This window comes from Mesorhizobium sp. Primo-A (assembly GCF_003997175.1).
In the GTDB taxonomy this organism is placed as follows: Bacteria; Pseudomonadota; Alphaproteobacteria; order Rhizobiales; family Rhizobiaceae; genus Mesorhizobium; species Mesorhizobium ciceri.
Genome location: NZ_RZTG01000013.1, coordinates 132,884 through 157,828, shown reverse-complemented (window position 1 = coordinate 157,828; position 24,945 = coordinate 132,884). Strand labels below are relative to the sequence as shown.

General features: G+C 61.9%; 24 protein-coding genes. 13 read left to right on the top strand and 11 right to left on the bottom strand.

Annotation, left to right across the window (positions count from 1 at the left end):
• The first annotated feature begins 64 nt into the window (after positions 1 to 64).
• The 5 genes from EOC83_RS24035 to EOC83_RS33320 all read left to right on the top strand — a co-directional run bounded on the left by EOC83_RS24035 (position 65) and on the right by EOC83_RS33320 (position 5,104).
• On the top strand, positions 65 to 2,695 hold the full coding sequence (locus tag EOC83_RS24035; protein ID WP_063168156.1) for an RHS repeat-associated core domain-containing protein: 2,631 nt from the start codon (positions 65 to 67) through the stop codon (positions 2,693 to 2,695).
• A 109-nt stretch (positions 2,696 to 2,804) separates the two neighbouring features.
• Entirely contained in the window at positions 2,805 to 3,314 is a 510-nt protein-coding gene (locus tag EOC83_RS24030; protein WP_063168157.1) for a sel1 repeat family protein, read from the top strand.
• Between the two features lie 62 nt (positions 3,315 to 3,376).
• On the top strand, positions 3,377 to 3,898 hold the full coding sequence (locus EOC83_RS24025; RefSeq protein ID WP_127224119.1) for a hypothetical protein: 522 nt from the start codon (positions 3,377 to 3,379) through the stop codon (positions 3,896 to 3,898).
• Positions 3,895 to 4,383, top strand: coding sequence for a hypothetical protein (locus EOC83_RS24020; RefSeq protein ID WP_127224120.1), 489 nt, complete (start codon positions 3,895 to 3,897; stop codon positions 4,381 to 4,383). Before EOC83_RS24025 ends, EOC83_RS24020 begins: the two co-directional genes overlap by 4 nt.
• A 550-nt stretch (positions 4,384 to 4,933) precedes the next feature.
• Positions 4,934 to 5,104 (top strand): hypothetical protein, encoded by a 171-nt coding sequence (locus tag EOC83_RS33320; RefSeq protein WP_206521361.1) that lies wholly within the window; start codon positions 4,934 to 4,936, stop codon positions 5,102 to 5,104.
• A gap of 156 nt (positions 5,105 to 5,260) precedes the next feature.
• On the opposite strand, the gene EOC83_RS24010 is transcribed toward EOC83_RS33320, so the two are convergent.
• Positions 5,261 to 5,944 (bottom strand): response regulator transcription factor, encoded by a 684-nt coding sequence (locus EOC83_RS24010; protein WP_024503826.1) that lies wholly within the window; start codon positions 5,942 to 5,944, stop codon positions 5,261 to 5,263.
• Positions 5,945 to 6,119: 175 nt separating this feature from the next.
• On the opposite strand from EOC83_RS24010, the gene EOC83_RS24005 reads away from it, so the two are divergent.
• The 3 genes from EOC83_RS24005 to EOC83_RS23995 all read left to right on the top strand — a co-directional run bounded on the left by EOC83_RS24005 (position 6,120) and on the right by EOC83_RS23995 (position 8,629).
• Positions 6,120 to 6,815 carry a fumarylacetoacetate hydrolase family protein gene (locus tag EOC83_RS24005; protein WP_024503825.1) on the top strand — a complete coding sequence of 232 codons (696 nt, stop codon included), beginning with the start codon at positions 6,120 to 6,122 and terminating at the stop codon, positions 6,813 to 6,815.
• A 4-nt stretch (positions 6,816 to 6,819) separates the two neighbouring features.
• On the top strand, positions 6,820 to 7,470 hold the full coding sequence (gene maiA / locus EOC83_RS24000; RefSeq protein WP_024503824.1) for a maleylacetoacetate isomerase: 651 nt from the start codon (positions 6,820 to 6,822) through the stop codon (positions 7,468 to 7,470).
• A gap of 118 nt (positions 7,471 to 7,588) precedes the next feature.
• Positions 7,589 to 8,629, top strand: coding sequence for a zinc-dependent alcohol dehydrogenase family protein (locus EOC83_RS23995; protein WP_063168158.1), 1,041 nt, complete (start codon positions 7,589 to 7,591; stop codon positions 8,627 to 8,629).
• 18 nt (positions 8,630 to 8,647) lie between these two features.
• On the opposite strand, the gene EOC83_RS23990 is transcribed toward EOC83_RS23995, so the two are convergent.
• Positions 8,648 to 9,538 (bottom strand): DMT family transporter, encoded by an 891-nt coding sequence (locus EOC83_RS23990; protein WP_063168159.1) that lies wholly within the window; start codon positions 9,536 to 9,538, stop codon positions 8,648 to 8,650.
• 104 nt (positions 9,539 to 9,642) lie between these two features.
• On the opposite strand from EOC83_RS23990, the gene EOC83_RS23985 reads away from it, so the two are divergent.
• Both EOC83_RS23985 and cml read left to right on the top strand, forming a co-directional pair.
• Entirely contained in the window at positions 9,643 to 11,046 is a 1,404-nt protein-coding gene (locus EOC83_RS23985; RefSeq protein WP_063168160.1) for a PLP-dependent aminotransferase family protein, read from the top strand.
• 234 nt (positions 11,047 to 11,280) lie between these two features.
• Positions 11,281 to 12,477 carry a CmlA/FloR family chloramphenicol efflux MFS transporter gene (cml, locus tag EOC83_RS23980; protein WP_063168161.1) on the top strand — a complete coding sequence of 399 codons (1,197 nt, stop codon included), beginning with the start codon at positions 11,281 to 11,283 and terminating at the stop codon, positions 12,475 to 12,477.
• A gap of 49 nt (positions 12,478 to 12,526) precedes the next feature.
• Here the strand turns inward: cml and EOC83_RS23975 are convergent, their stop codons facing one another.
• Positions 12,527 to 13,420, bottom strand: a complete 894-nt coding sequence (locus tag EOC83_RS23975; RefSeq protein ID WP_063170254.1) for a LysR family transcriptional regulator — start codon at positions 13,418 to 13,420, stop codon at positions 12,527 to 12,529.
• Between the two features lie 128 nt (positions 13,421 to 13,548).
• Here EOC83_RS23975 and EOC83_RS23970 point away from each other — a divergent pair, with 128 nt between their 5' ends.
• Positions 13,549 to 15,003, top strand: coding sequence for an MFS transporter (locus EOC83_RS23970; protein WP_063168162.1), 1,455 nt, complete (start codon positions 13,549 to 13,551; stop codon positions 15,001 to 15,003).
• 37 nt (positions 15,004 to 15,040) lie between these two features.
• Here EOC83_RS23970 and EOC83_RS23965 read toward each other — a convergent pair whose 3' ends face one another.
• The 3 genes from EOC83_RS23965 to EOC83_RS23955 form a co-directional block, all read right to left on the bottom strand.
• Positions 15,041 to 15,538 (bottom strand): MaoC family dehydratase, encoded by a 498-nt coding sequence (locus tag EOC83_RS23965; protein WP_013531248.1) that lies wholly within the window; start codon positions 15,536 to 15,538, stop codon positions 15,041 to 15,043.
• A 190-nt stretch (positions 15,539 to 15,728) separates the two neighbouring features.
• A complete protein-coding gene (locus EOC83_RS23960) occupies positions 15,729 to 16,157 on the bottom strand; it encodes a phasin family protein (protein WP_024503818.1) in 429 nt (142 codons plus the stop codon).
• Positions 16,158 to 16,268: 111 nt separating this feature from the next.
• On the bottom strand, positions 16,269 to 17,564 hold the full coding sequence (locus EOC83_RS23955) for a DUF445 domain-containing protein (RefSeq protein ID WP_063168163.1): 1,296 nt from the start codon (positions 17,562 to 17,564) through the stop codon (positions 16,269 to 16,271).
• 276 nt (positions 17,565 to 17,840) lie between these two features.
• On the opposite strand from EOC83_RS23955, the gene rirA reads away from it, so the two are divergent.
• Positions 17,841 to 18,305 carry an iron-responsive transcriptional regulator RirA gene (rirA, locus tag EOC83_RS23950; protein ID WP_013531245.1) on the top strand — a complete coding sequence of 155 codons (465 nt, stop codon included), beginning with the start codon at positions 17,841 to 17,843 and terminating at the stop codon, positions 18,303 to 18,305.
• Between the two features lie 123 nt (positions 18,306 to 18,428).
• Here rirA and EOC83_RS23945 read toward each other — a convergent pair whose 3' ends face one another.
• Genes EOC83_RS23945 through hemP form a run of 5 tightly spaced genes read right to left on the bottom strand, consistent with a single transcriptional unit; the run spans position 18,429 to position 22,547 of the window.
• Entirely contained in the window at positions 18,429 to 19,220 is a 792-nt protein-coding gene (locus EOC83_RS23945; RefSeq protein WP_063168164.1) for a heme ABC transporter ATP-binding protein, read from the bottom strand.
• 6 nt (positions 19,221 to 19,226) lie between these two features.
• Positions 19,227 to 20,324 carry an iron ABC transporter permease gene (locus EOC83_RS23940; protein WP_063168165.1) on the bottom strand — a complete coding sequence of 366 codons (1,098 nt, stop codon included), beginning with the start codon at positions 20,322 to 20,324 and terminating at the stop codon, positions 19,227 to 19,229.
• Positions 20,325 to 20,335: 11 nt separating this feature from the next.
• Entirely contained in the window at positions 20,336 to 21,244 is a 909-nt protein-coding gene (locus tag EOC83_RS23935; protein WP_063168166.1) for a hemin ABC transporter substrate-binding protein, read from the bottom strand.
• 11 nt (positions 21,245 to 21,255) lie between these two features.
• Positions 21,256 to 22,317, bottom strand: a complete 1,062-nt coding sequence (locus EOC83_RS23930; protein WP_063168167.1) for a hemin-degrading factor — start codon at positions 22,315 to 22,317, stop codon at positions 21,256 to 21,258.
• 23 nt (positions 22,318 to 22,340) lie between these two features.
• Complete coding sequence (gene hemP, locus EOC83_RS23925; RefSeq protein ID WP_063168168.1) at positions 22,341 to 22,547, bottom strand: hemin uptake protein HemP; 207 nt, start codon at positions 22,545 to 22,547, stop codon at positions 22,341 to 22,343.
• A 198-nt stretch (positions 22,548 to 22,745) separates the two neighbouring features.
• Here hemP and EOC83_RS23920 point away from each other — a divergent pair, with 198 nt between their 5' ends.
• Positions 22,746 to 24,944, top strand: coding sequence for a TonB-dependent hemoglobin/transferrin/lactoferrin family receptor (locus EOC83_RS23920; RefSeq protein ID WP_082826469.1), 2,199 nt, complete (start codon positions 22,746 to 22,748; stop codon positions 24,942 to 24,944).
• Position 24,945 lies beyond the last annotated feature (1 nt).

Sequence of the window (24,945 nt, the reverse complement as noted above, 5' to 3'; positions counted from 1 at the left end):
GAGCGCGTCCTCCCGCGGACAGGTCGCCGACGCGCGCTTTGTTTCGACCGCCACCTACAATGCCGTGTGCGGCCTGCCGGCAACGAAGACAGACCCGAATGGTCTCGTCAAAACCTTTACTTATGACGCCTTCTGCCGGCCCTATCAGGTCTCTCAGAGCGTCACCGGCGCCTATACCAAGACGCGCTTCGAGAACGAGGGCAATCCGGCGACACAGGCGCTGGTCAAGTACACCCCGCTGCCCAATGGCGCGAGTGGGGGCGCCGGCGAGGATTTTACCCGCTCCTTCTATGACGGGCTTGGCCGGGTCTATCGCGTGGAAACCCCCGGAGAGACGGCGGCCAGTGCAAGACGCATTGCCGAGACCGACTACGATCTTCGCGGCAATGTGCTGCGTACCGCCTTCCCGAGGTTCGTCGGTGAGACGGCACAGTGGACCACCAACAGCTACGACTGGGCCGACCGGCTGGTGAAGACGGTCAATCCGGATTCAAGCCAGCGCACTTACTTGAACGAACTGGCCACGGGAACCGGCGTCAACCCACGGCTGAATGCGGTGACGATGACGGACGAGCTTGGCCATCCGACTAAGACAGCATGGACGACACACGGCGATATCGCCGCCATTGTCCGCGACGTCGGTGGCCTCAATCTGCCGGAGGGCCGCAGCTACGACCTGCTCGGCCGGCTGATCGGCGTCACCGATCCCGGCGGTTCGAGCTGGAGCTACAGCTACGATCTGCTCGGCAACCGGCTGTCGGCGTCAGATCCCGATCTCGGCACCTGGACCTATGTCTATGACGCCGCCAACCGCCTTATCAGCCAGACCGACGCCCGAGGCACGGTCACAACGCTCGCCTACGACCAGATGGACCGGCTGACGCTGAAGACGGCAACGGCAGCAGGCGGCAGCCCGGTGACGCTGACCCAGAACACCTACGACCAGGCGGCGTCGGGTTACTACAACATCGGCCAGCTGACCCGCTCGGAAAACGCGGCTGCCGTCCAGCTCTACAATTATGACGGCCTCGGCAAGGTTGCTCGCCAGGATGCCACGATCGCGGGGATCACCAACTATACGTTCAACGTCCACGACGGCTCCGGCCAGAACGTATATGTCCAGTACTTTCCTGTTCAGCTCGACTTCGGTTCGAACGCGAACCGCCTGCAATACACCGCCGGCAACAAGCTCGCCTCCGCCCCCGGCTTCATCACCTCGACCATTTACGAGGCCGATGGCCAGACCAAGGAGATCACCTATTCGAACGGTGTGAAGACCTCGTTCACCTATTCGCCGACGCGGCGCTGGCTGACGCGTGTCACCACGGCACGAGGCGCCACCATCCTGCTCGACGATCAGTACGCGCGTGACAGCCTTGGCCGCATCACCGGCACCACGGGGCTGACGGCTTCGGACAGCTGGACCTATGGCTATGACAATGCCGACCGGCTGACGGCAAGCAGCAATCTGGGCAACACCGCGCTCAGCGAAAGCTTTGTCTATGCCGCCAACGACAATCTGACCTCGCGTACCCGTGTCGCCGGCACCTATATCTATCCCGCGGCAAGTGCTGCTCGTCCGCATGCGCCAACCTCGGTCGGCGCCAATGCTATGGCCTATGATGCCAATGGCAACCTCACCTCCGATGGCAGCCGCACACTGGTCTGGGACGAGGCCAACCGGCTGAAGACGGTCACGCTGGCCTCCAACACTGTCAATCTCGCTTATGGACCCGACGGAGCGCGCGCGAAAAAATCCTCGAGCTTCGCCACCACACTCTATCCCGATGCCAATGTCGAGATCGACCCGGCGACCCCGGGCGCGGAGATCTACACCAGGTATCCGCATCCCGACATCAAAGTGACGGGCACGACAAAGGCCTTCCTGCATCGTGATCACCTGGCCTCGGTGCGCATGGTCACCGACAGCACCAGCGCCATCGTCGAGCAGACCAACTACGCCACCTATGGCGAGCGCCTCAACACAGGCTTCCAGACCCAGAAGAGCTACATCGGCGAACGCTTCGATCCCGAGACCGGGCTGCTGTATCTCAATGCGCGGTACATGGATCCCGTGCTGGGAAGGTTCATCTCGCCAGATGATTGGGATCCGACAAAGCAGGGCGTGGGGACCAACCGCTATGTATATGCCCAGAACGATCCGGTGAATAAAGCAGACAACAATGGACATTCGGCGCGGTCAGCCGACGACAGCGCGGCCGGATTGGCCAATGCTGCCAGAGAAGGTGGCGGCTCGGTTGGCACCGCTGAAGCGTCTGGCAGCCACGCCATCTCCCAATCAGCGGGGCCGGCGGTAAAGGAGTTGGGCCTTTCTGTTGACAAGAAAAAGTGCGATGGGTGTAAGCAAATAGCCGCCAGTAAATTCGATTTTGTTCGAAACCTCGTCGGCTTTGCCATGGATGTTATGACTAGCTTTACGGATCCAAACAAAGCGCCGTCGGTTAACGATCCCAAACCTCCAGTGAGGCAGATGGAGTCTGTAAAGAAGGCTCCAACCCCAACTGATCCGCCAAGTGCATCACCACCAGATGATCTGCCGCCAGGTCCGCCGACAAAGCCATCGAAGCCGCCGGGTGCTCCTCTTGGAACTCCTGTTATCGGGATCCCAATGGGGATTGTGCATGACTTTATGAGGGACCCGCGCGGGCTTACAGATCGAGATTTCAGGTTATGATGATAGAGTGAGTGATTGACTTTAGAATGGACCGGCTCTCGAAAAGAGCCCATGTGCCGAGGACTAGGCGCACCAGTCGTCGGATGGATGCATAGACGGGAAACGTCACATGGACCAAGTCACTGCTGAAGAGCGACAGAGATGGATTGAGTACTTCATCCCATTGGCCGAGCAAGGAGATCCAGATGCGCAGTTAGCCGTTGGTATTGGCTATGCTAACGGGGTGATGGTAGAAAAAGACCTAATGTTAGCGGAGCTCTGGCTCCGTCGCGCTGAAGAGAAAAAGGGCGAAGAAGCGACCTTCGTTCTCATAAAAACATTTTCCAGGGAAGAATCGCCCAAGACTCTCGATATTTTTGCAGAAAAAGCGGAGTGGGAGCTTGGCGCAATTTACCTTATATGTGGAAGATATTTAATGAGAAACGGCGATGTGAAACGGGGAAGGCTTCTTTTGAAGAAAGGATGGGAAAAAGGAAATATTATTGCCGGTATTTCATTTATTTCGTCGGGCTACGGCAAGCCTTGGAGATTTTTTTTGCTGCCTGTGGTGCTACCACTTTTGATTGAAAGCGTAATAGTAAAAGCTAAAGATCAGGCGGACGAGAGGATTTTGGAGTGATGCAAGGCTAATAGTTATCTAGGCTATATTGGCACGGGGCGATCAATGTGTAGAGCCAGCCATTGTGCTTAATTCCTATATTTGTACAGGGAACGGTCTCTCATGGCTCGTTTTCCGCTATTGTTAATCCTGCTTGCGCAGCCATCTGCCAAGACATTGTTAGGCCTCACACAAGTTCTCCTGTAGAGAACCGCTACTCCAGTTACGATGGATCAAAGGGCGTTCATTGGACACACACCGATCCAAAAACTGGGAAGAAGCAAGAAATCGCGATAGGCATCGGGGAAGACATCAACGCCGATTTTGATCTTTCCCCAGAAGGTAAATCCAAGCCTGGCGCTAAGGATTTTGAAAAGGCTGCCCAAGAGGCAAAGCAATACCTAGGGACCGTTCCGGGCCTCAAGGACGTGGCGAAACAAGCGGGTTTTCTTTTAGACAATCCGCGGAATGACGCCTTAGGAAAAAAATGGCGTGAAAGAATTGAAAGTGTGAAAAAGAGTGCTGAAAAGAAAATTGAAAAAGCAGAGAAAAAGACTGGCGGCGACGGCGGACAAGACAAAAAACCAGCAGGAAAGAAGCCATGACTGATGTGACGTTCGACATATTTTCTGTTGCCGAAGCGGGAGGAATAGGGGCAGTGCGGGTTGGGGAAAATTTGAATGAGATTGCGGAGCTCGTGGGGCCTCCAGACTATTGGGGCTTTGGTCCCGACGAAATTTTCAATGGTTACATGGGATTTGGACCAATTGAATTATATGTAAGATCGAGATTTGATATGCCGTTTGTGTCAATGATAAAAATCGATTTGATGGTAAGAAAGACTTTTTTCCGCCTAAAGAGTAAGTCACAGTCAGATCGTTACGCTGTTACGTTACCAAAAATTGAAATGAGAACATTCGACGATACTTTAAACGAAGTTAGGCGTAGAAAAATTCCATTTTCAACAAAACTTGGCGAAGGAATTGGTCCAGACACGTCAATAGTAATAGATTTTCTAAATGGATCTCGGTTTTATTTTGTGAATTTTGAGAATCCTGTCCTATTTTCTTTAGAAATAATCGATCAGTAACGAAGAAGATCACGGTGACAGTGTATTTTTGTATACTGGATCGACCTTCATTTACTGTAGACTAGCAGAATGGCTCGGCTTGCCCGTATTGTAGTCCCCGGTCTGCCGCACCATGTCACCCAGCGAGGCAACGGGCGCGCCAAAGCGTTTTTAACGCCGTAAAACTATGCGCTCTACAAAAACCTCCTGATCGAGCATTGCCGCTCCGCCGATGTCGGCCTCTGGGCGTGGTGCCTGATGCCGAACCATGTGCACCTGATCCTGATGCCTGCCGGCGCGGATGGCCTGCGGTGCGCGCTCGCGAAGGTGCACCGCGCGTATGCCGGGACCATCAATGCGCGATAAAACAAAACCGGGCATTTCTGGCAGGGTCGCTTCGGCGCCATCGCGATGGACGAGGACACCTCTTGTCGGCTGTGCGTTATGTCGGGTTGAATCCGGTGCGCGCGGGACTGGTGAAGCAGGCGGCGGATTGGTCCTGGTCAAACGCTCGGGCGCATCCGACTGATAAGCCCGATGGCGTCACGGAATTGGGGCCGATGAAACACAGTTGCCGTCGTCGGTCGGGCGGTTCGATTTGATCGAGATGGATGCCGCGGCTTTCGACGCACTGCGCAAGGCCGAGAGCATCGGCTGGCCGGTGGGCAACGAGGCATTTCTGGGTAGGATTTTCGGGCAAACCGGAACCGCGGAAGCGGGGCAGGCGGCCGAAGCGAAATAGTGCACTGTGACCGTAATTCTTGAGCGCGGCGCATGATGGGTTACCCTCCCCTCGATGGGGAGGGTCGGCGCGGAGCGCCGGGGTGGGGTGCGGCGCAGACCCCCACCCCGCTCCGCTTCGCGGATCGACCCTCCCCACAAGGAGGAGGGTAAAAGCTCAAAACCCAGCCTGATCGCGAAACAACTCCGCATTGTCCAGCTTCGACACCTCGATCACCGCTTGCGTGCGGCTGTAGACATTGAGTTTGCGCAGGATCTCCGAGACATGCGCCTTCACCGTGGTCTCTCCCACCTGCAGCTCGTAGGCGATCTGCTTGTTGAGCAGGCCCTGGCGCAGCATCTGCAGCACGCGCAGTTGCTGCGGCGTTAGCGTCGACAGGCGCTGCACCATGTCGGCGCGGTCGGCGCTGTCGGCGTCCGGCGGCCGGCCTTCGTAGGTCTCCGGCACATAGATCGCGCCTTCCATCACCGAGCGGATGGCTGCGGCGAGGTCGCTCTTGCGCGCCGATTTCGGGATGAAGCCGGCAGCGCCATAGGACAGCGCTTCGGAAATGATCTTCGGCTCCTCGTAACCAGAGACGATCACCACGGGCAGGCGCGGATAGCGGGTCCGGAGTTGCAGCAGGCCGTCAAAACCGTGCACGTCGGGCATCGAGAGGTCGAGAAGCGCGAGGTCGAACGGCTTGGCATCGGCCAGAAGATCGAGCGCCTCGGTGATCGAGCGCGCCTCCACCGTGTCGACTTCCGGATAGGCCATCTGCACGGCGCTGTGCAGCGCCTCACGAAACAGCGGATGGTCGTCGATGATCAGAAACCGGGCGCGATCGTGGGTTGCGGTCATGGGGTTCATTTCAGTTCGTGAGCGATTAGAATAACCTCTCCACCATGGCCAGATTATTGCCAAATAGTATATCGCCATCTCCGGCGGAAAGTGCCGCCGGCACTTTCTCGACCAAATCGCCTTGTCCAGGCCCCCAAATCGGTCGAATGTTCCGGCAACCAAGCAGAGACCCTTGATGACAGAATTCGTCCTTCCCCTGCCCGCAACCGCATCGGTGGCCGTTGCCGGCTCGTCCGATCGTTTTGCGGTGCGCCGTATCTACTGCGTCGGCCGCAACTACGCGGCGCATGCCCGCGAATTCGGCAATGACGAGCGTGATCCGCCCTTCTTCTTCACCAAGCCGGCCGACGCGGTGGTCGATTCCGGCACCGCTATCCCCTACCCGCCGCTGACGGCCAATCTGCACCACGAGATCGAACTGGTGGCCGCGATCGGCAAAGCCGGCTTCCGCATTCCCCGCGACAAGGCGCTGGACCATGTCTGGGGCTACGGCGTCGGCATCGACCTCACCCGCCGCGACCTGCAGGACGAGGCCAAGAAGGCCGCCCGGCCCTGGGACTGGTCGAAGGCCTTCGACCGCTCCGCCCCTTGCAGCCCGTTGGTGCAAGCGCACGAATCCGGCCACCCACAGAAGGGCCGCATCTGGCTCGCCGTCAACGGCAAGGTCAGGCAGGATGCCGACCTCGCCGAACTGATCTGGCCGATACCGGATATCGTGTCGATCTGCAGCGAGGCGATGGAGCTCGAGCCCGGCGACCTGATCTTCACCGGTACGCCAGCAGGCGTCGGCGCGGTTGGCCCCGGCGACACGATGACCGGCGGCGTCGACGGCATCGGCACCATCGAAATAACCATCGGCCAGCCGAAGTGAGCGCATGAGCAAACTCGTCCTGCACAACTACTATCGCTCCTCCACCTCCTACCGGGTGCGGATCGCGCTGGAGATGAAGGGGCTGAGCTACGACTATATCCCGCATCATCTGCGCCATGGCGAGCACCTCGAACCAGCCTATCTCGCGGTCAATCCGCAAGGGCTGGTGCCGGCGCTGGTGCTCGGCGACGGCACGCTGCTGACGCAATCGCTGGCGATCATCGAATTCCTCGACGAGACCAGCCCGGAACCACCGCTATTGCCAGGGGATGCGGCCGGTCGGGCACGGGTCAGAATGCTGGCGCAGATGATCGCCTGCGACATCCACCCGGTGAACAATCTGCGCGTGCTGACCTCGCTGCGCACGCTGTTCGGCGCCGGCGACGAGGACGTCGTCAACTGGTTCCGCCACTGGGTGAACGAGGGCTTTCAGCCGCTTGAAAAGATCCTGGCCTTGTCGGCGGAGACCGGAACATTCTGCCATGGCGACGCGCCGGGTCTGGCTGACATCTGCCTCGCCGCACAGATTGCCAGCAATGCCCGCTTTGGCGTCGATCTGACGCCCTACCCGACGATCGCGCGCATCAACGCCGCCTGCATGGCGCTGCCGGCCTTCCAGAAAGCGGCGCCCCAGAACCAGATCGACGCGGAATAAGGCGTCATCTGCGTAGCGTCGGCACCGGAACAGTATGGCTGGCGGAATCGATTTTCGCTTGACCGGATAGGGAATCGGCTATCGTTTCCCGCAGGCCGTGTGAAAGGTGGTGTTGCCGATGAAAGCCGTCGTCTTCGAGAAATTCGGCGAAGCGCCGAGGATCCAGACCGTTCCTGATCCGAAGCCGGCAGCCGATGGCGTCGTCATCAAGGTCGAGGCGACCGGTCTGTGCCGCAGCGACTGGCATGGCTGGATGGGTCATGACGAAGGCATCACGCTGCCGCACGTGCCGGGCCATGAACTTGCCGGCATCGTCGTCGCCGCGGGCAAGCAGGTCACACGCTGGAAGGCCGGCGAGCGCGTCACAGTGCCGTTCGCCGTCGGCTGCGGCCGCTGCTTCGAGTGTAATTCGGGCAATCACCAGGTCTGCGAGCACCAGACACAGCCTGGCTTCACCGGCTGGGGCTCGTTTGCCGAATATGTCGCCATCGAACATGCCGACACCAATCTTGTGCGCCTGCCCGACGAGATGGAATTCGCCACCGCCGCCAGCCTCGGCTGCCGCTTCGTCACTTCGTTTCGAGCCATTGTCGACCAGGGCCGGGTGAAGCCGGGCGAATGGGTCGCGGTGCATGGCTGCGGCGGCGTCGGCCTGTCGGCGATTATGATTGCCAGCGCCATGGGCGCCAATGTCATCGCCATCGATCTCACCGACGAGAAACTGGATTTCGCCAAAAAGATCGGCGCCGTCGCCACCATCAATGCATCTACGACGCCGAACGTGGTCAAGGCGGTCAAGCAGATCACCAATGGCGGCGCGCATATGTCGATGGACGCGCTCGGCCACCCCACCACCTCGTTCAATTCGATATCCAATCTGCGCCGGCGCGGCCGCCATGTGCAGGTCGGCCTGATGCTGGGCGAGCATGCCCGGCCGCAGGTGCCGATGGACAAGGTGATCGCCTTCGAGCTCGAAATCCTCGGCAGCCACGGCATGCAGGCCTACCGCTACCAGGCGATGATGGACATGATCCGCAACGGCAAGCTGAAGCCCGAACTGCTGGTCGGCAAGAGGATCAGTCTCGACGAGGCGCCTGCGGCCCTGATGGCGATGGGCGGCTTCGAGGGCATTGGGATTGGGGTGGTGACGAAGTTTTAGGCGAGGACGGCACCGTCGTCAGGCGATCGCGCGTCGTGGCAATTCCTGCTTCGCGAATCGCTTGGCGCCTACGACGCAAAGCACCACGCCAAGCGTGACGACCACCATCAACGAACTGACCTGTTCGTGCAGCAGCGTCGCTGCCAGTGCCAGTCCGAAGAATGGCTGCAGCAGCTGCAACTGTCCGACCGCGGCGATGCCGCCTTGCGCCAGGCCGCGATACCAGAACACGAAGCCGATCAGCATGCTGAACAGCGAGACATAGGCAAGCCCCATCCACGCACTGACGCCGACGCCGTCGAACGACGGCGGCATGGTCAGCAGCGTCAGCACCAGCATGATCGGCAGCGACAGCACCAGCGCCCAGCAGATCACTTGCCAGCCGCCGAGCCTGCGCGACAGCGCGGCGCCCTCGGCATAGCCGAGGCCGCAAGCGATGATGGCAGCCAGCATCAGACCGTCGCCGACCGGCGAGGCAGTCACGCCCTGCGTCAGCGCAAAGCCCGCGACCAGCGCACTGCCTATGCATGAAAACAACCAGAACGCCGGGCGCGGCCGATCGCCGCCGCGCAGCACGCCGAATATCGCAGTGGCCAGCGGCAGCAGGCCGACGAAGATAATGGAATGGGCCGTGGTGACGTGCTTCAGCGCCAGCGCGGTCAGCAAGGGAAAGCCGACAACCACGCCAAGTGCCACGATCACCAGCGACAGCAGATCGCCGCGCTCCGGGCGTTTCTGCCGAAACAGGAGCAGCAGCGCAAGGCCAAGCAGTCCGGCAATCGCCGCCCGGGCCGAGGTCAGGAATGTCGGATCGAATTCCCTGACCGCCACGCGCGTCGCCGGCAGCGAGCCGCTGAAGATCAACACGCCGATGAATCCATTCATCCAGCCACTCGCGGTCTTGTCCATCGTATGCTCCGTTTGTCGGCTCCGTATCGCGCGGAGCCGGTAGTATCGCCAGAGACAATGCGGTACAATTATGCAAAACTGTCATAGTCAGCAGAGCAGTACGGATGGACAAGCAGACTACAGGAAGCGAGAGCGGCGGTACGCTGGTCGAAGGCGTCATGGCGACGATCCGCCAGCGGATCGCGGCGCGCAGCCTGACGCCGGGAGCGCAATTGCCGTCGATCCGCGCCTTTGCCAAATCCATGCGAGTGTCCAAATCCACCGTGGTCGAAGCCTATGAGCGGCTCGCCGCCGAAGGCGCGATCCGCTCGCGGCCGGGCTCCGGCTTCTATGCCGCCGGATCGCTGGCGCCGCTGTCGCTGGCCGAAATCGGCCCCCGCCTCGACCGCGCCGTCGATCCGCTCTGGATCTCGCGACAGTCCCTGGAGGCCGGCGATGGCATGCTGAAGCCCGGCTGTGGCTGGCTGCCCGCTTCATGGATGCCACAGGCAGGGCTGCGCCGGGCGCTGCGCACGGTGGCGCGTGCCGACGATGTCGCACTGGCCGATTACGGCACGCCGCTCGGCCTGCCACCGCTGCGGCAATTGCTGGCGCGGCGCATGGCCGGGCATGGCATCGAGGCCTCGCCCGAGCAGATCATGCTGACGGAATCAGGTACGCAGGCCATCGACCTCCTGTGCCGGTTCCTGATCGAGCCCGGCGACACCGTGCTGGTCGACGACCCCTGCTACTTCAACTTCCACGCCCTGTTGCGCGCTCACCGGGCCAAGGTCGTCAGCGTTCCCTACACGCCGTCGGGGCCGGATATCGATCTGTTCGCGCAGGCGTTGGCCGAGCATCGGCCACGCCTCTACATCACCAATTCCGGCATCCACAATCCGACCGGCGCGGTGCTGTCGCCAGTCACCGCGCACCGGCTGCTGAAACTCGCCGACCAATCGCAATTGACCATCGTCGAGGACGACATCTTCGCCGATTTCGAACATGCGCCCGCCCCCAGGCTGGCGGCGTTCGATGGCCTCAACCGCGTTGTCCATATCGGCAGCTTCTCCAAGACGCTGTCGGCATCGGTTCGCTGCGGCTTCATCGCCGCACCGCGCGACTGGATCGAGCCCCTGACCGACCTCAAAATCGCCACGACCTTCGGCGGCGGGCGGCTCGCGGCCGAACTGGTGCTGACGTTGCTGAAGGACGGCAGCTACCGCAAGCACATGGATTTGCTGCGCGCGAAGCTTGCGCGCGCCATGGGCGAGACGGCCGCCCACCTGAAAGCGATCGGCATCACGCCGTGGATCGACCAGCCGGCTGGCCTCTTCCTGTGGTGCAGTCTGCCGGACGGCGTCGATGCGGCCGAAGTCGCCCGCCGCTCTCTGGCCGACAACATCGTGCTGGCGCCCGGCAACGCATTCAGCCTGTCCGGAACGGCTGGCCGTTTCCTGCGCTTCAACGTTGCCCAATGCGCGGACGAGCGGATTTTCAGGGTGCTCGAGGCGGCGATGGCGCGTTGACGCGCATCAAGCTGATCCTGTTGCCTGGGCAACCTTCGGCTGCTAGGGAAACGCGAGCGCACTCGAGAGAATGTCTGCGCCGTCATTTTCCGGGATAGCGTTTATGGGAACCAGCAAGTCAGCAGACAAGTAGGCCGCAACAGCACTTCGTTGTTGCGGCGGCCCGTCATTTCCCATCTTCATTGAGAACGGCAGATCGCCGCCAAATGTAGCCATTTGAGCGGATGTTCAATCATGCCTTTTCCAAAAAACCCGACATGGACCACTTCCCTGCCAGCAGCCATGGTGCTGATGGCGCCCTTCGACATCCTGGCCTCGCTGGCCATGGACATCTACCTCCCGATTGTCCCGGCGATGCCGGGGATCCTCGAGACATCGCCTGATGTCATCCAGCTGACGCTGAGCCTCTACATGATCTGTCTTGGGCTCGGCCAAGTCGTCTTCGGCCCGATTTCCGACAGGATCGGCAGGCGCCCGGTGCTGATCGGTGGCGCGCTTTTGTTTTCAGGCGCTTCCTTTCTGCTCGCCAGCACCTCACTGGCCGCTGTCTTCGTCGTCCTGCGCGTCATGCAGTCCATTGGTGCGTCCGCCATTCTCGTTGCAACCTTCGCAACGGTTCGCGACGTCTATGCGCAAAGACCCGAAAGTGCCGTCATTTACGGCCTGTTCAGCTCGATGTTGGCTTTCGTGCCGGCGTTGGGGCCGGTTGCCGGTGCGTTGATTGCCGACAATTTCGGCTGGCGGGCGATCTTCCTGACGCTCGGAGTCCTGGCCACGGCAGCTACCCTCAACGCATGGCCGAAATGGCACGAAACCCGCCCCTCGAATGGCGATACCAGGCGAATGGCGCTTCGACCCATTCTCTCCAGTCTTGCCTTCTGGACCTACACGCTTGCATTCAGTGCCGCCATGGGCGCCTTCTTCGTGTTCTTTTCGACTGCGCCACGGGTGCTCATGGATCGCGCCGGCTTTTCACAGTTCGGCTTCAGTCTAGCCTTCGCCACCGCGGCGCTGGTGATGATCGTCACCACCCGTTTCGCCAGAAGGTTCATTGCAAGCTGGGGCATCGCCGGCAGTGCCATCAGGGGCATGGCGATGCTGCTGTTCGGCGCGGCGCTATTGGCAGTGGGGCAACTGTTCGCACAGCCCTCCTTCGCGACATTTATCTTGCCGATGTGGGTCGTTGCCGTGGGTATCGTCTTCATTGTCTCAGTCACCGCAAACGGTGCACTCGAGGCGTTTGGCGATGTCGCGGGAACCGCAGTCGCACTCTACTTCTGCATCCAGAGCCTTGTCGTCGGCATCTTCGGCACGTTGTTCGTCGTCCTGCTCGGCGGAGACACGGCGTGGCCGCTGGTCGCCTACTGTTCGGTCATGGCGACGCTCACACTAAGCGCACTGAGGCATTTGCAGAAACGCCAAACCGAATAGACTGGACAGATGAGAAGCCTGGGCGGTTGGCGCAGGCTTCTCATCGTTGTCAGCGCGACGCCGCACACACCTCCCGCACACAGTCGCGCAACCAGCGTTGCGCCGGATCGGCATCGAGGCGCGGATGCCAGAGCATGGAGATAGTGACTTCCGCGGTGGCAACCGGCAGGGGAAAACTGCGCATGCCGGCGCGTGCGCCCTCGGTATGCCGCTCCGGAACGCTGGCGATCAGGTCTGATGTGCGGGCCATGGCAAGGGCTGCCGAGAAACCGGAAACCATGCACACGACGGTCCGCCGCAGCCCGAGCCGGTTCAAAGCCTCGTCGATCGGCCCTTTCTCGCGGCCACGCCGTGAAACGCTGATGTGTCGGCCTGCGGCATAGCGCTCAGGCGTCACCGCGCCCTCGGTCAAGGGATGGCCCGTTCGCACGGCGCCGATGAAGCGGTCGCGAAGCAGCGCCTGGATGCGCACCTCCGGGCCGGTCTCGCCAGCGACGCCTATGTCCAGATCGATCGCCGCGTCGCGCAGCGACATGACGTCCCGGTCGGACTTCGGTGCAAAGCGCAGCCGCACGCCGGGCGCATCGGCCTGGATACGGGCAACGAGACGAGGTGCGAACTCTTCGACGAAGCTCTCATTGGTGCGCAGCGTGAAGACCCTGTCCAGGTTCGGGAGATCGAGCAAGGTGGCAGGGCGCAGGATCGCCTCCGCATCCTGGACGACAGGGCCTACCTGCTGTCGCAGTTCTTCCGCACGCGGCGTAGCCACAAGGCCTCGACCGGCGCGAACCAGCAGCGGATCGCCCGTCGCCTGGCGCAGTCGCGCCAGCGTGCGGCTCATCGCCGAAGGGCTGAGGCGTAGGCGGCTGGCGGCGCGCGCCACGCTGCCTTCGGTCAGCAGGACGTCGAGAGCGAACAGTAAGTTGAGATCGGGTGATGTCATCGGCAGATCATGACATGATATGGCGCCAAACGCACGAATAAGATGCAAATGCTGCGCCTTCCGCCACATTGGCCAAGGAACTAGATCTCCAGCAGTTCCGGTTGTGGGACTGATGGAAGGAGATCGCCGTGGCAATCGCTGAGCAAAATCCGGACGCGCTGACATCGGCGCCACCACGGATGCAATCCGCCGGCTGGGCGTTGGCAAGCCTGTCGCTCGCCACACTGCTGTCGTCGCTGGGAACCAGCATTGCCAGCGTCGGGCTGCCGTCGCTGATGCAGAATTTCGGCGCGACGTTCCAGGCCGTGCAATGGGTTGTTCTGGCCTATCTCCTCGCCATCACCACACTGATCGTCAGCGCCGGCCGGCTGGCCGACATGTTCGGGCGCCGACCGTTGCTGCTTGGGGGCATCGCGCTGTTCACGTCCGCATCGGTGCTCTGCGGCCTGGCGCCGACACTCTGGCTGCTGATTGCCGCACGCGCCGTGCAGGGACTTGGCGCAGCGCTGATGATGGCGCTGACGCTGGCCTTCGTCGCCGAAACCGTGACCAAAGACAGAATCGGCGGCGCCATGGGCCTGCTCGGCGCCATGTCCGCGATCGGCACGACACTTGGCCCCTCGCTCGGCGGCCTTTTGATCACCGGCTTCGGCTGGCGGGCGATCTTCCTCGTCAATGTCCCGCTGGGAGTGCTCACCTTCGCTCTTGCCTGGCGTGCCCTGCCGGCACGCAATAAAACCGCGCGGCTCGACCGAGGCACGTTCGATGTCGTGGGCACCGCCCTGCTGGCCCTGACGTTGGCCGCCTATGCGCTGGCGATGACGCTGGGCAGAGGCAATTTCGGCACGCTCAACATCGGCCTGCTGATCGCCGCAGGCACCGGCGTTTTTCTTTTCGCCGCCGCGCAGGCGAGAGTGAAAAACCCCTTGATCCGGCTTGCCAGCTTCCGCGATCTCCAGCTGAGTGCCAGTCTCGCCATGAGCCTCGTCGTCGCCACGGTGATGATGGCGACGCTGGTTGTGGCTCCGTTCTACCTGTCGCGCGGGCTCGGGCTGGATGCTGCAATGGTGGGTGTGGTGCTGTCGACCGGCCCGCTCGTCTCGACCTTGTCGGCGCTGGTGGCCGGACGCCTGACCGACCGCTTCGGCGCTCATAGGATGATGGTCGCAGGCCTGCTCAGCCTCACGACAGGCACGTTCCTGCTGTCGCTCGCCGTGACCAGATTCGGCATTGCCGGCTATGTCGTTGCGATCACCGTCACCTGCATCGGCTACGCGCTGTTCCAGACGTCGAACAATGCAGCCGTCATGACCGGCGTTGACGCGGGTCAGCGCGGCGTCGTCTCCGGTCTGCTCAACCTTTCGCGCAATCTCGGGCTCATCACCGGCGCCTCGTTGATGGGCGCCATATTCGCCGTCGCATCGGCCGAAGGGCACGAAGGCATTGGTCTTCTGAGTTCCGAGGCCGCCGCCCGGGGAATGCAGGTCACCTTTCAGACGGCGACGGTGCTGGCGCTGGCTGCGCTGTTCCTCGCACTGCTCTCGGCCCGCGCCACAGGCCGCGCAGAATCCAGGGCTTCGTGACGCGCACACCGCTCAGAGAGTAGAATTCCAAACAGGCTCAGGCACCTGCCCGCTTGCGGCGTTCATAGAGCATGACCAGCGTTTCCGCCGTCAAGGCAGGCTTTTCCTCGCCTTCGATCTCGACCGTGTTGGCCGCCTTCATCAGATACTGGCCCGGGCCCCTGTCCTCCATGGACAGCAGCGTGATGCGCAGTCTGATGCGGGCGCCGACCCTGACCGGCGCCAGGAAGCGTACTTTGTCGAAGCCATAATTGAAGGCGGCCTGCGTATTCTCGGGCACGATGCCCATGCCGAGCGCCAGCGCGCCGATGATCGACAGCGTCAGATAGCCATGCGCGATCGTCGTGCGGAACGGGCTTTGCCGCCGCGCCCTTTCAGGGTCGACATGAATCCATTGATGGTCGCCGGTGCATTCAGCGAACTGATCGATGCGGTTCTGGTCGACCGTCGTCCACTCCGACACGCCGAGTTCCAGCCCGGCCATCGTCCTCAACTGCTCGTAGGTAGGCGGCGTTTTAGGCCGTATTTCGTTCATTCCTGGTTTCCCGATCGCTTCCAGAGCCTCCGGACCACGAACTGACGGCCTCTGTCAATTCGCTCTACACGAATCCGTTCCGTCGATTTCGGCCGCAATCGTGCCACGCCGCCGGCGCAGTCGCAGGCCAACTCGGGCTTTCCGGTCTTCAGGGCGGCCGGCAGCCATGAACCGGTCCCGGCCACATCCGCTACTTCTTCTCGTAGCCGGCGCGGATTTCCTCCATCGCCTCCTTGATGCGGGTGCGCAGGATGTCGACCGATTCGGCACCGGATTTCTTGACCAGTTCAGCCACTTCGCCGGCATTTTTCAACGCGGCCTCGAAGGACTTTCTGGCAAACTCCGTCTGTTTGGCCATCAGTTCCTGCGGATTGCCCGGCGCCCTGTAGCTTTGCGCCATATCGGTGACCTCGCGCAGCGTATCCTGCAGCATCTCGCGCTGCCGGGACAACAGCGAGGTGGCGCCGGCGGCACCGGCTCGTGCCGATTTCTCCAGCGCTTCGAGGTTCTTGCGATGATGGGCGAGGATCGCCTCGACATCGACATTCGGCACCTTCAGGTCGCGGCCGAACCTGCCGAACATGTCCATGAAGGAATCGGATTCCGGTTGTTTTGCCATGCTTGTTTGCTCCCCTTTGCCGCGGATGCGGGCACCCTCGGATGGAGAATAACACTCGCGTGCCGTGAGTCCATTCGGACGCGGAGGAATGAGCGCCAGTCTGGCCGCGCATCAATTCACGAGGAACAGCCGCTCGGCCACATAGAGCACGACACCGGCGAGGCCGCCGATGATCATGCCGTTGAAGCGGATGTACTGCAGGTCCCGGCCGATGTTCATCTCGATCAGCCGCGTCAGTTGCGCGAGGTCCCAGCGTTTGACCTGGTCGGCGATGAATGTCGACACGCCGGCCTTCTGGCTCTCCACGAACGACGCCAGCGCCACCACGAACCCCTGGTTCATGTCGGCCCGGATCTGCGCATCGCCGGCAAGATGCCGGCCGACCTCGACGAACATGTTGGCGAGGTGCGCACGGATGACCGAATTCGGCGCCTTGGCATCCTGCTCGATGAACTGGCTGAGGCTTGCCCACATGTCGCCGGCCAATCCCTTGACCTCCGGCCGGCCCAGGAAGTCGCGCTTCAGCTTTTCGGCCCGTTTGGCGTATTGTTTCGATGTCCTCAGCTTATCGATGAAGCCTTGGGCGAAGCTGTCGAATTCGGCGCGCAGCGGGTGGTCGGGATCGGCCCTCACTTCGTCGAGCAGCGAGCCCGCCGAGGCGACGATCTTCTTCAGGAGATAGGCGTCGGCGCGGAACAGGTTGAACAGCGACGGCAGTTCCTCGCGGATTTTTTCGCGCATCGTTGCCAGCGCTTTTTCGTCATTGAGGAACCGCCCGATCACCTTGGTGAATTCGTCGAACAATTTCTGATGGCGGCGATCATCGGTAAGCGCCGAGAGCAGTTCGGCGGCCAGCGGCGCCAGCGGCACCTTTTCGATCTGTTCGAGCATGCGGCTGGTGACGAAGCCGCGCAGGCCGGATTGCTCTATCGCCGCAAGCGTCTGCGGCACCAGCCGCACGATGAAGCGCGACAGGCCGGCGGCGCGCTCCGTATCGGCCAGCCAATCGGCGACCAGCGCCGAAAAATCGACCTCGGCAAGCTTTTCACGCACCGGTTCGGGCGCCAGAAAGTTGACCTCGATGAAGCGGCCGAGATTGTCGGCGATGCGGTTCTGGTTCTCGGGGATAATGGCGGTGTGCGGGATCGGCAGCCCCAGCGGCCTTCGAAACAGCGCCACCACCGCGTACCAGTCGGCGAGGCCGCCGATGGTCGCCGCCTCGGCAAAGGCAGCGACGAAGCCGAGCCACGCATGGATGTGCTCGAACGATTTGGCGAGCGCAAACACCAGTACGCAAAGCGCCAGCGCGGCCGCCGCGAGGAATTTCGTCCGCCGCAACGCGGAAAGCTTCGCATCCGCTTCGGCATCGAAACGGACCGGCGTCAAGGGCGAAGCCGATTGTGACATGGGTGAGCCGCTCCTCGTCGATCTCAGCCTATCTAGTGTTCCGACGGCCGAAATACCCGCGACAGCCGGTTTCGCCCGGCATCTTGCCCGGCTGCGCACACAAAGTTGAGGAGAAAATTCATCTATCGCGCCAAGCTAGTCTGGAATTATTCCAAGGTATAGGCCATATTCCGCCTGGGCCAATGTGGCGAATCCGGAATTTCGGGTCAAAGCCGCATCAGCAAAATTTCCAGATCTGGCGTGGGTTGCACCGCCCCAGTGCCTTGTGAGGACAATATGCGGCTTACGCGCCAGACCAACTATGCCATGCGCATCTTGATGTATTGCGCGGCAAATGACGACCGATTGAGCCGTATTCCCGAGATCGCGGCCGCCTATTCTGTGTCGGAGCTTTTCCTGTTCAAGATCCTGCAGCCGCTGGTCGAGCACGGCCTCGTCCAGACCGTGCGTGGCAGGAATGGCGGCGTCAAGCTTGGCCGGGCGGCCGAAGCCATCAGCCTGTTCGATGTCGTGCGCGTGACGGAAGAGAGCTTCGCCATGGCCGAATGCTTCGAGAACGATGCCGCCGAATGCCCGCTCGTCGACAGCTGCGCGCTGAACTCGGCGCTGCGCGAGGCCCTGAATGCGTTTTTCGCAGTGCTCGCCCGCTATACGATCGCCGATCTGGTAGCGGCGCGGCCGAATGTACGCAACCTGCTCGGCATCGACATGCTGATGGAGCGCCGCGCCCCGGCTGCCTAGCGTATTTCTCCCCGTTCTGCGGAGAGAAATGCCCGGCAGGGCAATGAGGGGCGGCGCCGACTTCGACAATTGGCGGGAGAAGCGCAGGAAACCGCCATTCGCAGGCCCGGCCTCACCTGAATATCAATAGACCGCCGACTGCGGCAGCACGAACGGCATATTGCCCGCCGGCAGCACGCCGACCTTGAGCCGGCAGTCGAACACTTTCTCGATCAGATCATCGCTCAGCACGTCCCGCGGCGATCCGGCGGCGGCCAGCCGGCCGCGATGCATGACGAAGATCCGCTCCGCATACATGGCCGTCAGATTGAGGTCATGCAGGATGGCGACCACGCCACCGCCCCTTCTGGCGAAGTCGCGGGCAATGTTCATGATGATCAGCTGGTGCTTGATGTCGAGGCTGGACACTGGCTCGTCGAGGAACAGAAAGCGCGGCTTGCCGTCGAGCACCGGCGCCCAGACCTGGCATAGCACGCGCGCCAACTGAACGCGCTGTTGCTCCCCGCCGGAAAGCTCCTGGTAGAAACGGCCGGCAAAGCCGTCGAGATCGACACGCGCCAGCGCCCGTTCCGGCAGCCGCGCATCCTCGCCCGGCAAGGCGCCCGAACGGCCGCCGACAAGACCAAGCTTGACCACTTCCCGCACGGTGAACGGGAACGACAGCGTCGTCGCCTGCGGCAGCACCGCGCGATGGACGGCTGCCTCGGCCGGCTTCATCGTCGAGAGATCTCGGCCGTTGAGGGCAACGCGGCCGGTATAGGCGAGCTCGCCGGAGAGCGCTTTGAGGAAGGTCGTCTTGCCCGAACCATTGGGGCCGACGACGGCGGCGATCTCGCCGGGCCGCGCGTGGAAATCGACACCACTGACGATAGGCTTGCCGGCGATATCAACCGAAACATCCTTTGCCTCGATCATCAAGCCTCACAAATCAACCACGCCGCGCTTGCGCAGCAGGATCCAAAGGAAGAACGGCGCGCCCGCTATCGCGGTGACGATGCCTATCGGCAGTTCGGCCGGCGCAACGATGGTGCGTGCGACCGCATCGGCCAGAAGCAGCAGCGAGGCGCCGAGCAGCGCCGACGCCGGCAGCAGATAGCGATTGTCCGGACCAATCAGCAGGCGCAGCAGATGCGGCACCACGATGCCGACGAAGCCGATGCCGCCGCTGACGGCGACGGATGCGCCGACCGCGGCGGAGACGCCGACGATGGCCGTGTATTTCAGCCGCTGCACCGGAATGCCGAGATGGCCGGCGGTCGCCTCGCCAAGCGCCAGCGCGTTGAGGCCGCGTGCCAGGAACGGCATCGCCGCCAGCGCCAGGACGATGATCGGCCCTACCGACGCGATCTTCGCCCAGGTCGCACCACCGAGCGATCCGAGTTGCCAGAAGGTCAGGTCGCGCAACTGGCGATCGTCGGCCATGAAGATAAGGATGCCGGTCAGCGCCATGGCGAGCGCCGCCAGCGCGATGCCCGCGAGCAGCATTGTGGCAACCGAGGTTTGCCCCCGCCGCGTCGCGACCTGATAGAGCATCAGCGTGGTGGCGAGCCCGCCACAGAAGGCCGCCAGCGGCAGGGCAAGCGTGCCGAGCAAGACTGTCACCGGAGCCAATATCGTCGCGCCGAGCACGATGACGGCAACCGCGCCGAGGCTGGAGCCGGCCGAGACGCCGATCAGGCCGGGGTCCGCCAGCGGATTGCGGAACAGCCCCTGCATGACCGCGCCGGAGACGGCGAGCGCCGCGCCGACCAGCATGCCGAGGATGACGCGCGGCAGGCGGATGTCATAGACGATCAGGCTGTCGCGGGCGCTCAACGCGGCGTCGTCAGGCACTGCGCCGAACAGCCAGCCCCCGATGACGTTGGCGGCCGATGCGTCCGAAGCCCCCGATGTCAGCGACAGAAAAACGGCAGCCGCGAGCCCCAGGCACAGCAGAAGGATGACGATGCGGGCGCGGCCCGACCGGTCGCCTTCGGATACGCTTGCCATCACCGGGCCGGCGATCGATTGATCGACCATGATCTGCCTGCTCAGTCCGTGACCTGCCCGCCATAAAGCGAGACAGCGAGGTCGTGGATGGCATCAGCCGTGCGCGGCCCGAAGCCGAGCAGATAGGCGCCGTCGATGCGGATCAGCTTGTGCGCCGTTCCGGCCGGCGTGGAGGCGATCGACGGATTGACGAACAGTTCGTCGTCCGAAACCGGAGGCCCGGCATTGCTCATCATCAGGATCACGTCAGGCCTGGCGGTTATGATCGCCTCGTCGGACATCTGCTTGTAGCCGGAAAAGCCCTCGACCGCGTTGACGCCGCCGGCCAGCTTGACCATGCCGTCGGCGGCGGTCTCGCTGCCGGCCGCCAGAATCTTGCCACCCTGTATCGACAGCACGAACAGGATGCGCTTGCGCTCCTTGATCGAAGCCGTCTGCTTCTCGGCGGCCGTGAGCTTGGCATCGAGCTCCTTGGCCAGCACCTCGGCCTTGGCGTCGACGCCGAGCGCCTTGCCGACGATGCGGACCTTCTCGAGAATGCCTTCGTGGCTGTAGTGCTCGGGCACCTCGATGAACGGCACGCTCGTCTTCTTCAAGACATCGACTGCTTCCTTGGGGCCGCTGCCATGCAGCGCCAGGATGCCGGTCGGGTCGACCGACAGCACACCCTCCGGCGACAGCGCGCGCATATAGCCGACATCGGGCAGCTCAAGCGCCGCCTTTGGGAACCGGCTGGTGGAATCGCGTGCCACCAGATGCTTTTCCTGGCCGAGAGCATAGACGATCTCGGTGATCGAGCCGCCAATGGCCACGATCTTTGAAGGATCGGCAAACACGGCCGTGCCTTCCGCGGCGCTGGCGGGTTGCAGTGCGATAACAGCCATGGAGAGACCGATCACCGGCCCCAAAATAGATCCGCGCACAGCCGACAATCTTGGGAAAACACTCATAGCATTTTTTCTCAGGCTGCAGTCGGGCTTGGGATGCGCGGCAGGTTTTCCGCCAGGAAGCGCCAGTCGTCTCGCTCGCTTTCGCCTTCATGACGCTTGCCGAAGAACTGGATGATCATCTTGCCGTCGGCGTCATAGACCTCGAGCGAGGTGACATGACCGTCCTTGGTCGGCTTGCGCACGGCCCAGACCTCGTGGATGTGGTCGGTGCGCAGATGCAGGTGGAAGGTTTCGTCCAGCACGTTGATCCATGGTCCCATCGGCTTGATCGACTTGATCGGACCGGAATGGATCTGGATGCAGCCGCGGTTTCCCACAAAGCACATGATCGGCATCTCGCCCTCCGCGGCATGATGAAACATGGCCCGGACCGCCTCATTGTCGAGCTGCCAGGCATAGTCCTGCCCAACCAGGCGCACCGCCTGCCGGCGGCTTAGTTTCAGCGTCTTCAGCATACCAAAGAACTGGTGCACGTCGGTCAGCCGGCTCCAGCGGTCACGCAGATCGTCGAGATTGGCGGCCGCTTCGTCGCCATGGATCTCGTCATCGGGGAGTGGCCCCGAGATGTCGACCGTCGGTTCCTGGTTGGACGATTCGAGCGCGGCGACCAGCTTCTGATAGGCATAGAGGCTGGAGGCCGGCCGCAGATGCACCTTGTGCACGGCCTCGCCTGCCGCATCGAAGAACTGGAGGCTGCGGCGGATTTCGTCGCCGTCGCGCTTCTCGATGGCAAAGCCGTGCGCCCAGACCTTCGGGAAGATGCGCAAGTCGATGTTTTCGCCAAGCACCATGGCATTGTGGGTGCCGGTGACGACCTTGTCATAGACGCCGATCTTCTCGTGCACCGCGCTGTCATTGCGGGTCAGCGCCATGACCTCGCCGACGGCCTCGAGGCCGGTCAGAAGATCGTTGACGCGCGGCTCGATGCGGACGACGCCGTCGCCGCAATGCGCCGCGACCAGTTCGGCTTCCGAAATGCCGAGATGGGCAGCCAGATCACGCTCGCGCGTCTTCGGATTGTCTGTCCGTGCCCGCCGGATTTCATGCGGGGCGGGTTTTACGCGCTGATCCATGTCTCGGTCCCTGTTGCCTTGTCTTACTTGTTGAGAATGAGCTTGCCCTGGCGGGTGATTTTCAGCCGGTAGAGTGCACCGTGATGCTCGATGCCTATCTCGTGCTCGCCCTGGAACAGGGTGTTGCTGGAAAGGGTTCGTACCGCCAGCGGAACCCGGTCGAAATGGGGGGAGGCATCGTCGGGACGGCGGACGCGATAGCGAAAATCGTTGGGATTGTGGGTGTTCATCTGGATGGATCCCTTTCCTGTGCCGGGCGTCTGGCTAGGCGTTGCGTAATCCGATTCATTTCTTGACTTGAATAATCATGTTTACTAGTCAGTGCAATACCGGATTAAATGAGTCAACATTTAAGACGTCGGCGACGATCAAAAATGCCAGCCAGCCCCGGGCCAGCCAGCATGAAACCTGGACTTTGGAGTTGGGGCATGGGGTTTGTGACTTGGGAATGGCGCGGCCGGTCGGCGGCGAACGGCGCGGCGGCATTGCTGGCAAGCGTGGCGGCGATTGCCTTATCGGCGCAACTGGCCAACGCCCAGCAGGCGGCGCAGACGACAGATCAAACGAAGAAGGCTGAAGAGGAAAAGGCAGCACCAGCGGGAGCAACGCTGCTCGACAAGATCCTCGTCATCAGCCGCACCGGCGAGACGGCGATCGAATCGCTGGCATCGGCCAGCCATATCGGCCAGGAACAGCTCGACCGCCGCATGGCGACGACGCCCAATGAGATGCTGCTCGGCGTGCCCGGTGTCGCGGCGCAGGCCGACGCCAGGCGCGTCAGCACCAGCATCAACATCCGCGGCCTGCAGGATTTCGGTCGCGTCGCAGTCATCGTCGACGGCGCACGACAGAATTTCCAGCGCTCCGACCACGGCACGCAGTCGACCTTCTACATCGACCCCGAACTCGTCAAATCCGTGGATGTTATCCGTGGTCCTGTAGCCAACACCTACGGCTCGGGCGCCATCGGCGGCGTCGTCTTCTTCGACACCAAGGATGCCGAGGATTTCCTCAAGCCTGACGAGACATGGGCCGGTTCCGTCACGGGACGCTATGAGAGCAACGGCAAGGGCTGGACCACAAGTGCATCCGGCGCCTACCGCATTAACGAGAATTGGGACGTGCTGGGCAACATCGTCTACCGCGACTATGACGACTACAAGGATGGCGGCGGCGACACCGTCAAGGGCACCGGCTTCGACGTGCTGAGCGGACTGCTCAAGACCAGCATACGCCCGACCGACAACAGCGAACTGAAGCTCGGCTGGGTCGGCTCAAGCGATGGCTGGAACGAGATCAGCGGCGGTGCGCCGGTCAATGACGTCGACCTGAAGTCGAACACCTTCACGGCGCGCTACAACATCACGGATGAGGACAAGAGCTGGCTCGATCTCCACATCAACACCTCCTACAACAAGACCAACCTCGATCTGACCAGCCTTGTCCCGCAAAACCGCTTTGATCCGGTCACCGGCCTTCCCGTTGTCTTGCCGGCGGGATCGCAGTCGACATTCGACGTCGGCACCACCGGCATCGACATCTGGAACACGTCCCGGTTCGAGACGAGTGGGATCGCGCACGAGCTGACCTATGGCGGCGACTGGGTCGGCGATAACGTCGAGACCGGCGGCGCGGCTGGTGGCGACAGTTTCTACACGCCTTCGGGCAAGCGCAACGTTTCGGGCGCCTATGTCCAGGACAAGCTCACCTGGGAGTGGCTCGAAGTCATCGCCGGGCTGCGTTACGACAACTACAGTCTCAAAGATGACACCCACGACATTTCCGGCGACAGGGTATCGCCGCGCATCACCGTCGGCGTCTCCCCGTTCGAATCCGCAGGCCTTGCCGGCCTTCAGTTTTATGGCACCTATGCCGAGGGCTATCGCTCGCCATCGATCGCCGAGACGCTGATCAGCGGCAATCATCCGGCAGGCGTCAGCTTTCCGTTCCTGCCCAATCCCAATCTGCGGCCGGAGACTGGAAAGACCGTCGAATTCGGCGTCAACTACAAGCAGAACGACATCCTCGAAGCCGGCGATGCGCTGCGCATCAAGGCAGCGTATTTCAACAATGATGTCGAAGATTACATCGATGGCGTTACCCTGTCGCGGTTTGACCCGACAGCCGGTTGCCCGAGCGGACCCGGTATCCCGATATGCTTCCAGTACCAGAATTTTGCCAAGGCCAAGATCGACGGCTTCGAACTGGAGGGCGTCTATGATGCCGGATGGGGCTATGCCGGCCTCTCGGCTTCAATCACCAATGGTCACACCATTTCCTACAAGGGTGTGGAAGCGGATCTCGCCACGATCCCATCATCCCAGGTCACCGCGCAGCTCGGCTTGCGCTTCCTCGAGGACAAGCTGACCGTCGGCGGCGAAGTGCAATACAATGGCAAGCCCAAGGGCAATCCGATCGCCGAGGACTACACGCTGGTCAATGCCTTTGCCAGCTACCAGGCGACGGACAATTTGAAGATTGATTTCCGCGCCGACAATCTGTTCGATGTCAAATACGCCAACCCGCTTAACCTGACCACGGCTGGCCAGCCGCCGCAGCCGGTTTTCGCGGCCTACGAGCCCGGCATAACGCTGAAGCTGGCGGCAACGATGCGGTTTGGAGGCTGAT

Excerpts from the sequence above, each read along its gene's own strand:
- EOC83_RS24030 (WP_063168157.1), top strand. The coding sequence starts at position 2,805 with ATGGACCAAGTCACTGCTGAAGAGCGACAGAGATGGATTGAGTACTTC.
- EOC83_RS24020 (WP_127224120.1), top strand. The coding sequence starts at position 3,895 with ATGACTGATGTGACGTTCGACATATTTTCTGTTGCCGAAGCGGGAGGA.
- EOC83_RS24010 (WP_024503826.1), bottom strand. The coding sequence starts at position 5,944 with ATGACCGCAACCCACGATCGCGCCCGGTTTCTGATCATCGACGACCAT.
- EOC83_RS24005 (WP_024503825.1), top strand. The coding sequence starts at position 6,120 with ATGACAGAATTCGTCCTTCCCCTGCCCGCAACCGCATCGGTGGCCGTT.
- maiA (WP_024503824.1), top strand. The coding sequence starts at position 6,820 with ATGAGCAAACTCGTCCTGCACAACTACTATCGCTCCTCCACCTCCTAC.
- EOC83_RS23995 (WP_063168158.1), top strand. The coding sequence starts at position 7,589 with ATGAAAGCCGTCGTCTTCGAGAAATTCGGCGAAGCGCCGAGGATCCAG.
- EOC83_RS23990 (WP_063168159.1), bottom strand. The coding sequence starts at position 9,538 with ATGGACAAGACCGCGAGTGGCTGGATGAATGGATTCATCGGCGTGTTG.
- EOC83_RS23985 (WP_063168160.1), top strand. The coding sequence starts at position 9,643 with ATGGACAAGCAGACTACAGGAAGCGAGAGCGGCGGTACGCTGGTCGAA.
- cml (WP_063168161.1), top strand. The coding sequence starts at position 11,281 with ATGCCTTTTCCAAAAAACCCGACATGGACCACTTCCCTGCCAGCAGCC.
- EOC83_RS23975 (WP_063170254.1), bottom strand. The coding sequence starts at position 13,420 with ATGACATCACCCGATCTCAACTTACTGTTCGCTCTCGACGTCCTGCTG.
- EOC83_RS23965 (WP_013531248.1), bottom strand. The coding sequence starts at position 15,538 with ATGAACGAAATACGGCCTAAAACGCCGCCTACCTACGAGCAGTTGAGG.
- EOC83_RS23960 (WP_024503818.1), bottom strand. The coding sequence starts at position 16,157 with ATGGCAAAACAACCGGAATCCGATTCCTTCATGGACATGTTCGGCAGG.
- EOC83_RS23955 (WP_063168163.1), bottom strand. The coding sequence starts at position 17,564 with ATGTCACAATCGGCTTCGCCCTTGACGCCGGTCCGTTTCGATGCCGAA.
- rirA (WP_013531245.1), top strand. The coding sequence starts at position 17,841 with ATGCGGCTTACGCGCCAGACCAACTATGCCATGCGCATCTTGATGTAT.
- EOC83_RS23945 (WP_063168164.1), bottom strand. The coding sequence starts at position 19,220 with ATGATCGAGGCAAAGGATGTTTCGGTTGATATCGCCGGCAAGCCTATC.
- EOC83_RS23940 (WP_063168165.1), bottom strand. The coding sequence starts at position 20,324 with ATGGTCGATCAATCGATCGCCGGCCCGGTGATGGCAAGCGTATCCGAA.
- EOC83_RS23935 (WP_063168166.1), bottom strand. The coding sequence starts at position 21,244 with ATGAGTGTTTTCCCAAGATTGTCGGCTGTGCGCGGATCTATTTTGGGG.
- EOC83_RS23930 (WP_063168167.1), bottom strand. The coding sequence starts at position 22,317 with ATGGATCAGCGCGTAAAACCCGCCCCGCATGAAATCCGGCGGGCACGG.
- hemP (WP_063168168.1), bottom strand. The coding sequence starts at position 22,547 with ATGAACACCCACAATCCCAACGATTTTCGCTATCGCGTCCGCCGTCCC.
- EOC83_RS23920 (WP_082826469.1), top strand. The coding sequence starts at position 22,746 with ATGGGGTTTGTGACTTGGGAATGGCGCGGCCGGTCGGCGGCGAACGGC.